This window comes from Rhodoferax sp., from assembly GCF_028715765.1.
In the GTDB taxonomy this organism is placed as follows: domain Bacteria; phylum Pseudomonadota; class Gammaproteobacteria; order Burkholderiales; family Burkholderiaceae_C; genus Rhodoferax.
Window position 1 is genome coordinate 1 of record NZ_JAQURE010000064.1, and the last position, 13,255, is coordinate 13,255.

Genomic DNA, 13,255 nt, shown 5'->3' on the forward strand with positions numbered 1-13,255 from the left:
GCGTGGATGACCGGCCTTTTGGCGGCGGCCCAGGCATGGTGATGATGGCAGAACCCTTGGCAAAATCTTTGTCATTCATTCAAGCGCAGCGTCAAACACCTGCGCCAGTGGTGTTGTTTTCGCCGTTGGGTCGTCGGCTTGACCACGCCATGGTGACCCAATGGTCGCAAAGTCAAGGCGCCATATTGCTGTGTGGCCGCTATGAGGGGTTGGATCAACGCTTCATCGACGCCTACGTCACCGATCAAATCAGCCTGGGCGACTTTGTTTTGTCTGGCGGCGAAATCGCTGCCATGGCCTTGCTGGATGCGGTGGCCAGGTTGCAACCTGGCGTGCTGGGCGACGAACAAAGTCATGTGCAAGACAGCTTTAACCCGGCGCTTGACGGCTTGTTGGACTGCCCGCACTACACCCGCCCGGAGCACTGGCAAGGGATCGATGTGCCCGCTGAGCTGTTGAGCGGACACCATCTTCACATCGAAAAATGGCGTCGAGACCAGCGCTTGGTTTTGACGCAAAAACTGCGGCCGGAATTGATTGCACAGGCACGGCAATCTGGTCTTTTGACCGCTACAGATGAAGCCGTGTTGTCAAGTTATAATTGCGGGCTTACCGATCCTCTGTAAAACCGCTGCACATTCGAATTGCAGCTTGTGTCATGGTGACGCTGGTGTTTACAAGATCATTGAAAGTGTTTATGAACCTGATTGAAATCCTTGAGCAAGAAGAAATTGCTCGTTTAAACAAAACCATTCCTGACTTTGGTCCTGGCGATACCTTTATCGTCAGCTTGAATGTGGTTGAAGGCACCCGCAAACGTCTGCAAGCTTACGAAGGCGTGGTCATCGCCAAGCGTAATCGCGGCCTCAACAGCGGCTTTACAGTGCGCAAAATTTCAAGCGGCGAAGGCGTGGAACGCACTTTCCAAACCTACAGTCCGTTGATTGCCAGCATTGAAGTCAAGCGCCGTGGCGATGTGCGCCGTGCCAAGCTGTACTACTTGCGTGATCGCAGCGGCAAGTCGGCTCGCATCAAAGAAAAACTGCCAGCTCGCAAAGTGGCACCTGTTGCAGCCGCTTAATTGCTTGCACGCTTTTAAAAAAACCGCCGCATTTTCTGTGTGGCGGTTTTTTTTCGCCCAAAGTTTCATTTTTTGACATTGGCCTCGGATGCCGCACACCAGAATCGAGCCACAGCAGGTTCCCGTAGACCGGGTAGATCACCATTTGCCAGCGGTGCCCTTGTCTGACTTGCAACCTCAGGCGTTGCGTGCAAGTTTTGCCTCTTCGCGGCTCTGGGCGCCTGAATTGCATGCCGAGAAGCCGTTTCTAGATCGACCTGTGTTGCCCGCTGCGGTGTTGTTGCCGATTGTGATGCGCGCGCAGCCAACCGTGCTGTTGACCGTGCGTACCCTGCACTTGTCGACGCATTCAGGGCAGATTGCTTTTCCAGGTGGCCGCACTGACCCCACAGACGCCCATGCCACGGCAACTGCCTTGCGGGAGGCGCAAGAAGAAGTTGGTTTGGATGCGCGGCACATTGATGTGTTGGGTCAGTTGCCGGTGTATGTCACGGGTTCCATGTTTCATGTCACCCCAGTGGTGGCTTTGGTGGCGCCCGATTTTTCCTTGAAGATCAATCCGTTTGAAGTGGCAGAGGTGTTTGAGGTGCCCCTGCATTTTTTGATGAACCCGGCCCATCATCGGCATCACACCCTGGTCTGGCAGGGCGTTCAACGCGAATGGTTGTCCATGCCTTACCAAGACGGAGAGACCGAGCGTTTTATTTGGGGTGCGACAGCGGGCATGTTGCGTAATTTTTACCGTTTTTTACAAGCGCAAGGAAGTCAGTCGCTATGATGGTTGCATGAGCTTTATCTCAGTACTTTTTGCCTTGTTGCTGGAGCAAGCGCGGCCTTTGGCGCGTGGCAACCCTGTCCACGCCACCATGCGTGTTTGGGTGCGTTGGTGTGCACGCAATTTTGATGCTGGCAAACCGCTACATGGCTGGCTGGCCTGGACAGCAGCTGTGGGTTTGCCGTCGCTGCTGGCAGCAGCAATTTACGTGTTGCTGGATGTGACTGTGAGTTGGGCGCTGGCCATGTTTTGGAGTGCTTTGGTGCTCTACACCTGTCTGGGTTTTCGCCAGTTCAGTTTTCACTTTACACAAATTCGGGACGCCTTGGCGGTAGATGATGAACCACTGGCCAAATCGTTGCTGTGCCAGTGGCAGCACATTGAGCCGCAAAACTGGACGCGCAGCGAACTGCTAGGGCGGGTGATTCAGTTTTCAGTACTGGCTTCGCACCGTCATGTGTTGGGGGTGCTGGTTTGGTTTTCAGTTTTTGCGGGGCTGGGCTTGGGACCCATGGGGGCTGTGCTGTACCGGCTTGGTGAATTTGTGGTGCGCTATTGGCAGCACCAGAGCCAAATGCATGCCCAACCCGTCAGTGAGGCGCTGCAAAACCACGCCAAGCTGGCTTGGCACTGGATAGACTGGGTGCCAGCGCGGGTCACGGCCTTGAGTTTTGCGGTGGTGGGCAATTTTGAAGAGGCCATCGACGGCTGGCGTGCATACCAAGCATCGTCTGCCCCTTCAAACGACGGTTTGCTGTTGGCTGCCACGGCGGGCGCTGTCAATTTGGCCTTGCCAGGCCTGGCAGTCAACCTGCCAACGAGCCCAGACGACACAGACCCAACCCGCGCCAAACCCACCCTTGAGCTGGCTCACTTGGCCATTGTGGTGGGCTTGGTGTGGCGTGCCGTGGTGATGTGGGTGGTGTTATTGGCGTTGCTGACCCTGGCCCGGTTGTTGGGTTAACCCATCAGGTGCACCTGCCCGTGCTGCCTTACCAAACCTTCATCAATGCGCTGGGTTCAATTTTTAACCAAATTGGCCTCTAGCGCTTGCTGGATAAGCGCAACCAGCTCTCATTTTTAAGTTACATGGTGGGCATCAATAGTGCCTGATTTGTTTCAGCTCAGCGTATAAATCGCTGTAAATCTTGTAGCGGTTCACGCTGATGGTGTCTGCCTCATCGGTCGCTTTGACCGCTGAAATCACACCACAACCCGGTTCATGCAAATGGCTGCAGTTGTAAAACTTGCAGTTCGCCACGTGCGGTTTGAAATCGGGCATGTAAGCGGCCAGCTGCCCTGGGTCAATGTGGTTCAGACCAAACTCCTGAAAGCCGGGGGAGTCAATCAATGCCGTGGTTTTGTCTGCATCCACCCAATACCAAGTGGTGCTGGTGGTAGTGTGTTTGCCGCTGTTCAAGGCCTGCGACAAGATGCCAGTTTGCACCAATGCACCTGGAATCAAGCAGTTGATCAAACTGCTTTTGCCCGCGCCAGACGGGCCCAGCACCAACGTGGTTCGCCCCGCCAGGCGCGCAGTCAAGGTGGCGCGGCTGGCGTTTTCGTTTTTCAAAGACAGTGCCATCACGTCATAGCCCATGTGCCGGTAGGGCAACAACCATTCCCAAGCCCGCGCAAACGGCACGGTCAAATCACTTTTGTTGAGGGCTATCAGCGGTGTGATGTGTTGCTCTTCTGCGGCAATCAAGGCGCGTGAGAGTTGCATGCTGGAAAACTCAGGCTCAGCCGCCAGCAAGATCAGCACCTGGTCTAAATTGGCGGCAAAGGTTTTGGTGCGCACCTCGTCTTGGCGATAAAACAGGTTGCGCCGTGGTTCAATTTTTTCAATTGTGCCTTCATCTTCAGAGGCCAACCATTGCACCCGGTCGCCCACCACGCCTTGGCTTTTTTTGCCGCGCGAATGACAAATCAGACGCGCACCTTGCGCGTTTTCCACTAAAAAATGCCGCCCGTAATTGGCCACGATCAGGCCCGGTGCGTGGGTCATGGCTGGGCTGGCGTTTGAGCCATGGGCAAGGCATCGACCGCTGCCGCGTTTTGAAAATCAGCCAGGCTCAAGCCCGCCACGTCATGGGTTTGGTAGTGCACCACGCAGCGGTCAAAGAGCACCTGCAGGGTAGGGTGATGGTTGTTGGCCTGAGCCAGCCAGGCCACGCTGTTGACGAACGCCATGGTCTGGGCGTAGCTGGCGAAGCGGTAGGTTTTCTCGATCACCACATCAGGGCCATCGCCACTGAGTCGCCAGCCTTCAAGTTTGGCTAAATTTGCTATTATTTTTGTAGCTGTTAGCGCTTTGTATATGGGCGCTAGAGGGCTATTTTTCATATAACTTTCTCAGTAGGCGGGAGGCTGCTCATGCGTGCCAAGCGCTCAGATGCACCCGGATGCGAGTAATAAAAGCGCACATACAGCGGGTCGGGTGTCAGGGTAGACGCATTGTCTTCATAAAGTTTGAGCAACGCTGTCGATAAATCTGAAGCACTGGTTTGTTGCACGGCATAGGCGTCGGCCTGAAATTCGTGCGTGCGCGAAAGCTGTGCAAACACCGGGGCAATGAAAAAGCTGAACACGGGCATCACCAGCATGAACAACAACAGCGCCAGCGCATCGTTGGCGGCCAGCAGATTGGGCTGCACCCCCAAGCCGGTGTAAAACCAGCTTTGCTGTGCCAAAAAACCCAGCAGCGCAAACCCCAACAGGCTCATGGCAAACATCGACACCATGCGTTTGATGACATGCTTGTGTTTGAAATGCCCCAACTCATGCGCCAGCACGGCATCCACCTCGGCGGCGGACAGCTTGGCCAGCAAGGTGTCGTAAAACACCACCCGTTTGGCGGCACCAAAGCCGGTGAAATAGGCGTTGGCATGGGCGCTGCGTTTGCTGCCGTCCATCACAAACAGGCCTTTGGCTGAAAAGCCACAGCGCTGCATCAAGGCGGTCACGCGCGCTTTGAGTGACTCATCTTCCAACGGTTTGAATTTGTTGAACAGGGGGGCAATCAGCGTGGGGTAAATCACCAGCAGCAGCAGGTTAAAGCCCATCCAAAACAGCCAGGCCCAGAGCCACCAGAAATGGCCAGTGGCCGCCATCATCCACAAGATCAAGGCCGCAATGGGCAGCCCAATGGCAGCCCCAAGCACGCTGGCTTTGACCATGTCAATCAGCCACAGCTTGGGGGTGGTTTTGTTAAAGCCAAAGTGCTCTTCCAGCACAAAGGTTTGGTACCAAGACAGCGGCAACTCAATGACTGCGCCGATCAGCACAAAAGAGCCGAGCAGTGCCAGCTGCTGTGTCATGTTGTTGCCCAGCCAGTGCACCAAAACTTCATTGAGCGCCGACAGGCCGCCCAGCAAAGTCCAGCCCAGCAACACCGCGGCGCCCAGCGCCATGTCGATCAACCCGAGTCGCGCTTTGGCCAAGGTGTAGTCAGCCGCTTTTTGATGTGCTGCCATTGAAATGGTGTGCGCAAAGGCAGCGGGCACCTGGCTGCGGTGCCGCGCCACATGGCGGATTTGGCGCGAACTCAGCCAGAATTTGATCAACAAGCTCAGCACCAGCGCAGCCGTGAACAAAGAAGTCAACACAAAGGAAAAATCGGTCATAGGTCAAGCTTGATGAATGGCGGCGAAGTTTAGGCTATCAGCGACAATCTGCCGCATGAATAGCAGCCACACCCCCGAAGAGCCTCTGGGCAAATCAGATCAAAACCTGGTTCGGCTGGACTGTGAAATGACCGGGCTCAACCCAGAACATGACCGCATCATCGAGATCGCCGTGATTGTGACCGACCCCCTGTTGACCCGGCGTGTGGAAGGCCCGGTGTTGGTGATTCATCAAAGCGACGCCTTGTTGGCGGGCATGGATGCCTGGAACAAAGGCACGCATGGCCGCAGTGGGTTGATCGACAAGGTGAAAGCTTCACCCCTGACCGAGGCCGAGGCCGAGCTGCAGATGCTGGCCTTTGTCAGTGCCTACGTGCCCAAAGGCATGGTGCCCATGTGTGGCAACACCATTGGCCAAGACCGGCGTTTTTTGGCCCGCTACATGCCCAAGCTGGAAGCATATTTTCATTACCGCAATGTCGATGTCAGCACCTTCAAAGAGCTGGCCAAGCGCTGGGCACCGCTGGTGCAAAAAAGCTTCAAAAAAAAGCAGCGTCACACCGCCTTGGCCGATGTGCATGAGTCCATTGATGAGCTGGTGCATTACCGCACCCACTTCATTCAATTGCCAACTGCCGCAGCAGGGCTGTGCACAGATTCCCTATAATCGCGCCCATTCCGAGGAGCGTTGCAGCTCACACCAAGGCTTAAAGCCAGGTGCTGAGTGAGGCTCGGAACCCGCTGCGGCACCCTGTTGCAGCGTTTCACAACGGCGCTCACCCACGGTTTTGTGAGGTGAGATTTCACCCAAGTTGCCCTCGCAAGCCCGTGCTTGTTCAATTAACTTCTGGAGTGAACCATGAGCGCTGCATCTAAAAAATCTGAAAAATCCACCAAAGCTGTCAAAGCTGAAAAGCCCAAGCTGGCACTTGTCAAAGCCGCTGCTGCGGTTGACCACATCATTGCCGACATCGGTCTGGCGGCCTGGGGTCGCAAAGAACTCAACATTGCCGAGACCGAAATGCCCGGTCTGATGGCCATCCGTGAAGAGTTTGCCAAAGACCAGCCGCTCAAAGGTGCGCGCATCACCGGCAGCCTGCACATGACCATCCAGACCGCGGTGCTGGTGGAAACGCTGCAGGCCCTGGGTGCGCAAGTGCGTTGGGCCTCATGCAACATTTTCTCGACCCAAGACCATGCCGCCGCCGCACTGGTGGCCGCTGGCACGCCGGTGTTTGCGTACAAAGGTGAGTCGCTCACCGATTACTGGGATTACACCCACCGCATTTTTGAATTTGACGGCAAGAAAGGCACCGCTGCAGAAGGTCCGAACATGATTCTGGACGACGGTGGTGACGCCACCCTGCTGATGCACCTGGGCACCCGTGCCGAGAAAGACGCCAGCTTGCTAGACCACCCCGGCAGTGAGGAAGAAACCTGCCTGTTTGCCGCCATCAAGGCCAAGCTGGCGCAAGACCCCACCTGGTACAGCCGCCGCCTGAAAAACATCATTGGCGTGACCGAAGAAACCACCACCGGTGTGTTGCGTCTGAACGAAATGTCAGCCAAGGGCGACTTGAAACTGCGTGCCATCAACGTCAATGACTCCGTGACCAAGAGCAAGTTTGACAACCTGTATGGTTGCCGTGAATCGCTGGTGGACGCCATCAAGCGCGCCACCGATGTGATGATTGCCGGCAAAGTGGCTTGCGTGGCCGGCTATGGCGATGTGGGCAAGGGCTCTGCCCAAGCGCTGCGCGCCTTGAGTGCCCAAGTGTGGGTGACAGAAATTGACCCCATCAACGCGCTGCAAGCGGCCATGGAAGGCTTCAAAGTGGTCACCATGGAATACGCCGCAGACAAATGCGATATTTTTGTGTCGGCCACGGGCAACAAAAACGTCATCACCTACAAGCACATGGAAGCCATGAAAGATCAGGCTATCGTCTGCAACATTGGCCACTTTGACAATGAAATCGACGTGGCCTCCTTGGCCAAGTGCACCTGGGAAGAGATCAAACCACAAGTTGACCATGTGATCTTTCCGGCCAAAGGCAAAAAGCCCGCCAAGCGCATCATCTTGTTGGCCAAAGGCCGCCTGGTGAACCTGGGTTGCGGCACGGGTCACCCCAGCTTTGTGATGAGCTCCAGCTTTGCCAACCAGACCATTGCGCAAATTGAACTGTTCACCCGTTCCAAAGAGTACAAAGTGGGTCAGGTTTATGTGCTGCCCAAGCACCTGGACGAAAAAGTGGCACGCCTGCACTTGGCCAAAGTGGGTGCCCAGTTGTCGGAGTTGACCGACGAGCAAGCCGCCTACATTGGTGTCAGCAAGTCTGGCCCCTACAAAGCCAATACCTACCGGTATTGATCCACACCCGAAGCGCCTGTAGCGCTTAACTTGGAGATGTATGCGAATTGACCAACTGCTGGTGCAGCGTGGCCTGGCCAGCACCCGCTCTCAGGCGCAACGTCTGATTGCCGGGGGCGTGGAATGGCTGCAAGCTGATGCATGGCGCAAAGTTGCCAAAAACGGCGACGATGTGCCGCCCGAGGCCGAGCTGCGGCTGCTTGACGATGCCGAGGCGCGCTATGTGTCACGCGGCGGGCTCAAACTCGAGGCTGCTTTGAAAACCGTGGGCTTGTCGGTGGCGGGTAGTCAGTGCCTGGATGTGGGTCAAAGCACGGGCGGTTTCACCGACTGCCTGCTGCAACACGGCGCCGCCATGGTGGTGGGGGTGGATGTGGGCAGTGCCCAACTGCACCCCAAGCTGCACGCCGACCCGCGCGTGCTGTGTGTGGAAGGGCTCAACGCCCGGGCTTTAGATGCATCTGATTTGATAGCTGCTTACGCAGACAGCATAAGCGCTGCAGGCCAATTTTATGTAGAAGATGAAGCGGATGCTGGCGCGTATGAGGAGGCGGATGCAAATGAAGCCGCTGGGCTTGATGCTGCTATCTCGCAGCCTGATACACCGCCTTTTTCGCCCGAGTTTGATCTGATCGTGGCCGACCTGTCTTTCATCTCGCAAACGCTGGTGCTGCCTGCGGTGGTGCCGCTGCTTAAGGCCGGTGGCACGCTGCTGACGCTGGTCAAACCGCAGTTTGAACTGCAACCTGGCCAGGTGGGCAAGGGCGGCATTGTCAAAGATGCGGCGATGTACCCCATTGTTGAGCAACGCCTGCGTGAGGCTTGTGCTGACCTGGGCCTGACCGTGACGCACTGGTTCGATTCGCCCATCACCGGCGGCGACGGCAACCGGGAGTTTTTTATCGCCGCCAGTAAGCCCTAAGCCCGGAGGTTTTTTCGTGCAGCGCATCTTCATCAGCAGCGTTCAAAAAGAGTTTGCACTTGAGCGCGCTGCACTGGCTGACTACCTGCGTACCGACCCTCTGCTGCGGCGCTTTTTTGAGCCATTTTTGTTTGAAGACCTGCCCGCCCTTGACCAGCAAGCCAGCACCGCTTACCTGGCACAGGTTGCCAGTTGCGATATTTATCTGGGTTTGTTTGGCGACAGCTATGGCTTTGAAGATGCCCAAGGCGTTTCCCCCACCGAGCACGAGTTCAACCGCGCCACTTATCTGCACAAAGCCCGGCTGATCTACGTGAAAGGCGAAACTGACCAGGCCAAACACCCCAAAATGCAAGCGCTAATTCAGCACGCCAGCAGCCAGGTGGTGCGTCGGCGGTTCCAAAACAGCGCCAACCTGCACCCCGCTGTGTATGCCTCGTTGGTGGACTACCTTCAAGCGCATGAGTTGCTGCGCTTTACCCCGTTTGATGCCAGCGCCTGCCGTGATGCCACACAGGCCGACCTGTCTACCGAGAAGATACAGAGCTTTTTACGCACCGCACGCAGCGCGCGCAACTTCCCATTGGCTGAAGATGCCGCGCCACACACGGTGCTGACGCAACTGCGCCTGCTGAAAAACGAGACACCCACCCACGCTGCTGTGCTGCTGTTTGGCAAAGAGCCGCAGCGTTTCATCTACAACTCAGAAGTCAAGTGCGCCCACTTTCATGGCACCCAGCGGCAAAAGCCAATTCCGTTCTACCAAGTCTATAAAGGCACGTTGTTTGAGCTGGTAGACCAAGCCGTGAACTTTGTGCTGTCCAAAATCAACCTGGCCGTGGGCACCCGAGCCTTGAGCGCGCAAGCGCCCACCGCCTATGAAATTCCCCCTGAAGTGGTGTCTGAAGCCATCGTCAACGCCATTGCCCACCGCGACTACACCAGCACTGCCAGCGTGCAGGTGATGCTGTTTGCCAACCGGCTGGAAGTGTGGAACCCGGGTGGTCTGCCACCGGGTATGAGCCTGCAGTCGCTGCGCCAGCCGCACGGCTCATACCCCGCCAACCCCTTGATTGCCGAGCCGCTGTACCTGGCCAAATACATTGAGCGCATGGGCACGGGCACCTGCGACATGATCGAGCGCTGCATCACGCATGGTTTGCCAGAACCCACTTTTGGCTTGACCGACGGCTTTGTGACCACCATCTGGCGCAAGCCGGGGCTGGCGCTGGCGCATGTGGAGGGTGAGATTGATCAAGTAACCCAGCAAGTAACCCAGCAAGTAACCCAGCAAGTAACCCAGCAAGTTGCGCATTTGTTGGCGGTTTTGGTGGGGAATATGTCCCGCGCTGAGCTGATGGCCGCTGTCGGCTTGAAAGACCGGGGTACTTTTTCTGAAAATTACCTTGAACCCGCGCTTGCAGCTGGACTGATTGAGCGGACACTTCCGGGCTCACCCCATAGTCCAACGCAGAAATATCGGCTGACAGCCAAGGGGCAAAATCAAGCGCAAATCAGCAGCACAAGCCAAGCCAATCCATTTCCAGATAACTGACAAACATGGCCAACGAAAACAACGGCTTGCACACAGCCACTTTGGATCGTCTTTTTGTCACCTTGTTGGATGACTTGCTGTGGGTTCGCACAGCGTGATTTCTTTTATTGATTGTTTATTTTTCGAGTTTCATCATGACATCAGCCCCCCATTTCCCCGTCAGCATTGAATTTTTCCCACCCAAAACACCTGAAGGAGTTGAAAAGCTGCGCGCCGTGCGCCAGCAACTCTATGCCTTGAAGCCCGAGTTTTGCTCGGTCACCTTTGGTGCAGGTGGCTCCACGCAAGAAGGCACTTTTAATACGGTGCGCGACATTCTGGCCGAGGGTATGCCTGCTGCCTCGCACTTTTCGTGCATTGGCGCCACCCGTGCCGGTGTGCGCGAGCAGCTGGCCACGCTCAAAGCCATGGGTGTCAAACGCTTGGTCGCATTGCGCGGTGACTTGCCCAGCGGCTATGGCACCGGGGGCGAATTCCATTACGCCAGTGACCTGGTGGCCTTTATCCGCGCTGAGATGCCGGGTGACTTTCACATTGAAGTGGCTGCTTACCCGGAAACCCATCCCCAGGCCAAGTCGCCAGAGGCCGACCTGAAAGCCTTTGCCCTCAAGGTGCAAGCCGGTGCTGATTCGGCCATCACCCAGTATTTTTACAACTCAGACGCTTACTTTCGGTTTGTAGAAGAAGCAGATGCGCTGGGCGTGCAAATTCCGGTAGTGCCCGGCATCATGCCGATTGCCAGCTCGTCTCAACTCATGCGGTTCAGCGATGCCTGTGGTGCCGAAATTCCGCGCTGGATTCGCTTGCGCCTGCAAGCCTTTGGCGACGACAGTGCGTCCATCAAAGCCTTTGGCCTGGATGTGGTGACCGACTTGTGTGAGCAACTGCGCGCCGGTGGTGCGCCGGGCTTGCATTTCTACAGCATGAACCAAAGTGCCGCCACGCTGGAAATTTGCCAGCGCATGGGCTTGCTTTGATATTTTTTTGATAGCTGTCTGCGCTTATTTTATTAGGGCTAGAGGCTTATTTTCTGCTTAATTTAACGTGAAAAAGCCCTGTCGACTGAAATGCCCCCGTAGGGACGACTTGCACCGTCCACCAGGACCGGTTGAAGATTACCGCCCGTAAACATCCTCAAACCGCACAATGTCGTCCTCACCCAAATAAGAGCCAGACTGCACTTCAATCATTTCCAGCGGCACGCGCCCCGGGTTTTCCAGCCGGTGCGTGGTGCCCAGGGGGATGAAGGTGGACTGGTTTTCTGCCAGCAAAAAGGTTTTTTCACCACAGGTCACGCGCGCTGTGCCGCTGACCACAATCCAGTGCTCGGCGCGGTGGTGGTGCATTTGCAGGCTGAGCGTGCCGCCCGGTTTGACCACAATGCGTTTGACCTGAAAGCGCTCACCCGCATCCACGCCGTCGTAAGAGCCCCAGGGTCGAAACACCTTGCGGTGAATGCTGCTCTCAGAGCGCCCCAGCCGCTTGAGGGCATCGACAATTTTTTTCACGTCTTGGGTTTTGTCTTTGTGCGAGACCAGCACCGCGTCGGCGGTTTCAACCACCACCAGGTCACTCACGCCCACGCAGGCAATCAAGCGGCCTTCGGATAAGGCCAAAGTGTTTTCGCAGTCTTGCAGCAGCACGTCGCCTTGCGCCACATTGCCGCTGGCATCTTTGGGCAACACTTGCCACAGCGCGTCCCACGCGCCCACGTCTGACCAACCGGCGCTCAAGGGCAGCACCACGCCCGCGGGCAAGGTGGCCGAGTCGCCCGCTTGAGCCAAGCGCTCCATCACAGCGTAGTCAATCGAGTCGCTCGGGCACAAGCTGAAGGTGGCCTTGTCGACCCGCACAAATTCGCCATCGGTTTGACCTTTTTCGAACGCGGTTTGGCAGTTGGCCAAAATGTCAGCCCGGCACACGCCCATGGCGGAGAGCCAAACCGACGCACGCAGCATGAACAAGCCGCTGTTCCACAGGTAGCTGCCCTCGGCAAGGTAGGACTCGGCGGTGGCCAGGTTGGGTTTTTCAACAAACCGGGCAATGCGGCGCGCCGCGCCGTCGCTGCCATAAGCGGCACCAGCCTGGATGTAGCCATAACCGGTTTCAGGGGTGTCTGGGGTGATGCCAAAGGTCACCACCGCGCCTTGCGCGGCCAGCGCAGCGCCTGCGGTGACCACGCTTTGAAAGGCGCTCACGTTGGTGATGACATGGTCGGCAGGCATCACCAGCAGCACCGGGTCTGCACCGTTTTTTATAGCTGCCAAAGCAGCAAGAGTAAGGGCTGGTGCCGTATTTTTGCCACAAGGCTCCAGCACCACAGTACCACTTTGCCCGAGCAGGCGAAGCTGCTCGGCAATGACAAAGCGGTACTCCTCGTTGCACACCACCATGGGTTCGGTCAGGGTCACGCCTTGCAACCCCTGTACGCGGCGCACGGTGGCTTGCAACAGCGAGTCGTCCCCCACCAGGCTGAGCAGTTGTTTGGGGTATTTTTCACGCGACAGCGGCCACAGGCGGGTGCCAGAGCCGCCAGATAACACGACGGGTTGAAGCAAGATGGGTGAAGTCATGGTGTCAATCAAAAAAAGGTGAACGGGGCAAGCCCATGCGCTGTGGCGCATGAGGTGCATCAGGCGCGGGCATCGCCCCAGCGCAATTGGGCGGTTTCGTCGCCCCGGTACAAGGTGTCGCCCGTGCGGTCAACGCAGTAGTCAGGCGACACAATCATGTCGGTAAAACGCATGTCGGCGGCAATGCGGGTGTATTCAAACAAAATGCTACGCACCACCCGAGCCCCAGTACGGATGTGGCTGCCGTGGCCGATCCAGCACGGGCCAATGATGCTGGCGCCAGGCTCAATGCGCACGCTCGAACCAATGTAGACCGGGCCTTCAATCTGCACCTGACCCCAAGGAATTTGGG

General features: G+C 56.7%; 13 protein-coding genes, 1 pseudogene and 1 riboswitch. Of the genes and pseudogenes, 9 read left to right on the forward strand and 5 right to left on the reverse strand.

Going from position 1 to position 13,255, the window contains the following annotated elements; translation table 11 throughout:
- The 4 genes from trmD to ampE all read left to right on the forward strand — a co-directional run.
- A partial coding sequence (trmD, locus tag PHT20_RS15160; RefSeq protein WP_301021170.1) for a tRNA (guanosine(37)-N1)-methyltransferase TrmD occupies nucleotides 1-626 on the forward strand: 626 nt, incomplete at its 5' end.
- Nucleotides 627-697: 71 nt separating this feature from the next.
- On the forward strand, nucleotides 698-1,081 hold the full coding sequence (gene rplS / locus PHT20_RS15165; protein ID WP_301021171.1) for a 50S ribosomal protein L19: 384 nt from the start codon (nucleotides 698-700) through the stop codon (nucleotides 1,079-1,081).
- A gap of 88 nt (nucleotides 1,082-1,169) precedes the next feature.
- Entirely contained in the window at nucleotides 1,170-1,859 is a 690-nt protein-coding gene (locus PHT20_RS15170) for a CoA pyrophosphatase (RefSeq protein WP_301021172.1), read from the forward strand.
- Nucleotides 1,860-1,866: 7 nt separating this feature from the next.
- Nucleotides 1,867-2,820, forward strand: coding sequence for a regulatory signaling modulator protein AmpE (gene ampE / locus PHT20_RS15175; protein ID WP_301021173.1), 954 nt, complete (start codon nucleotides 1,867-1,869; stop codon nucleotides 2,818-2,820).
- Nucleotides 2,821-2,955: 135 nt separating this feature from the next.
- Here ampE and rsgA read toward each other — a convergent pair whose 3' ends face one another.
- The 3 genes from rsgA to PHT20_RS15190 are packed head-to-tail and all read right to left on the reverse strand — an operon-like array spanning nucleotide 2,956 to nucleotide 5,482.
- On the reverse strand, nucleotides 2,956-3,864 hold the full coding sequence (rsgA, locus tag PHT20_RS15180) for a ribosome small subunit-dependent GTPase A (protein WP_301021174.1): 909 nt from the start codon (nucleotides 3,862-3,864) through the stop codon (nucleotides 2,956-2,958).
- A complete protein-coding gene (locus PHT20_RS15185) occupies nucleotides 3,861-4,202 on the reverse strand; it encodes a 4a-hydroxytetrahydrobiopterin dehydratase (RefSeq protein WP_301021175.1) in 342 nt (113 codons plus the stop codon). The genes rsgA and PHT20_RS15185 overlap by 4 nt, the downstream gene beginning before the upstream one ends.
- Nucleotides 4,199-5,482 carry a M48 family metallopeptidase gene (locus PHT20_RS15190; protein WP_301021176.1) on the reverse strand — a complete coding sequence of 428 codons (1,284 nt, stop codon included), beginning with the start codon at nucleotides 5,480-5,482 and terminating at the stop codon, nucleotides 4,199-4,201. Before PHT20_RS15190 ends, PHT20_RS15185 begins: the two co-directional genes overlap by 4 nt.
- 55 nt (nucleotides 5,483-5,537) lie before the next feature.
- Here PHT20_RS15190 and orn point away from each other — a divergent pair, with 55 nt between their 5' ends.
- The 5 genes from orn to metF all read left to right on the forward strand — a co-directional run bounded on the left by orn (nucleotide 5,538) and on the right by metF (nucleotide 11,307).
- The gene (orn, locus tag PHT20_RS15195; RefSeq protein ID WP_301021177.1) at nucleotides 5,538-6,149 is read left to right on the forward strand and encodes an oligoribonuclease; all 612 of its coding nucleotides are present in this window, start codon (nucleotides 5,538-5,540) and stop codon (nucleotides 6,147-6,149) included.
- 7 nt (nucleotides 6,150-6,156) lie between these two features.
- A riboswitch (S-adenosyl-L-homocysteine riboswitch) is annotated at nucleotides 6,157-6,267 on the forward strand.
- Nucleotides 6,268-6,341: 74 nt separating this feature from the next.
- Entirely contained in the window at nucleotides 6,342-7,853 is a 1,512-nt protein-coding gene (ahcY, locus tag PHT20_RS15200) for an adenosylhomocysteinase (protein ID WP_301021178.1), read from the forward strand.
- A gap of 40 nt (nucleotides 7,854-7,893) precedes the next feature.
- Nucleotides 7,894-8,775: a TlyA family RNA methyltransferase gene (locus PHT20_RS15205; RefSeq protein WP_301021179.1), complete on the forward strand. Its 882-nt coding sequence runs from the start codon at nucleotides 7,894-7,896 to the stop codon at nucleotides 8,773-8,775.
- A gap of 16 nt (nucleotides 8,776-8,791) precedes the next feature.
- Nucleotides 8,792-10,330 carry a Fic family protein gene (locus tag PHT20_RS15210; RefSeq protein WP_301021180.1) on the forward strand — a complete coding sequence of 513 codons (1,539 nt, stop codon included), beginning with the start codon at nucleotides 8,792-8,794 and terminating at the stop codon, nucleotides 10,328-10,330.
- 134 nt (nucleotides 10,331-10,464) lie between these two features.
- Nucleotides 10,465-11,307: a methylenetetrahydrofolate reductase [NAD(P)H] gene (metF, locus tag PHT20_RS15215; protein WP_301021181.1), complete on the forward strand. Its 843-nt coding sequence runs from the start codon at nucleotides 10,465-10,467 to the stop codon at nucleotides 11,305-11,307.
- Between the two features lie 138 nt (nucleotides 11,308-11,445).
- On the opposite strand, the gene PHT20_RS15220 is transcribed toward metF, so the two are convergent.
- Together PHT20_RS15220 and PHT20_RS15225 are read right to left on the reverse strand one after the other, a co-directional pair.
- A complete protein-coding gene (locus PHT20_RS15220; RefSeq protein WP_301021182.1) occupies nucleotides 11,446-12,903 on the reverse strand; it encodes a mannose-1-phosphate guanylyltransferase/mannose-6-phosphate isomerase in 1,458 nt (485 codons plus the stop codon).
- Between the two features lie 59 nt (nucleotides 12,904-12,962).
- Nucleotides 12,963-13,255 (reverse strand): annotated as a pseudogene (locus PHT20_RS15225) (NDP-sugar synthase); the annotation flags it as partial.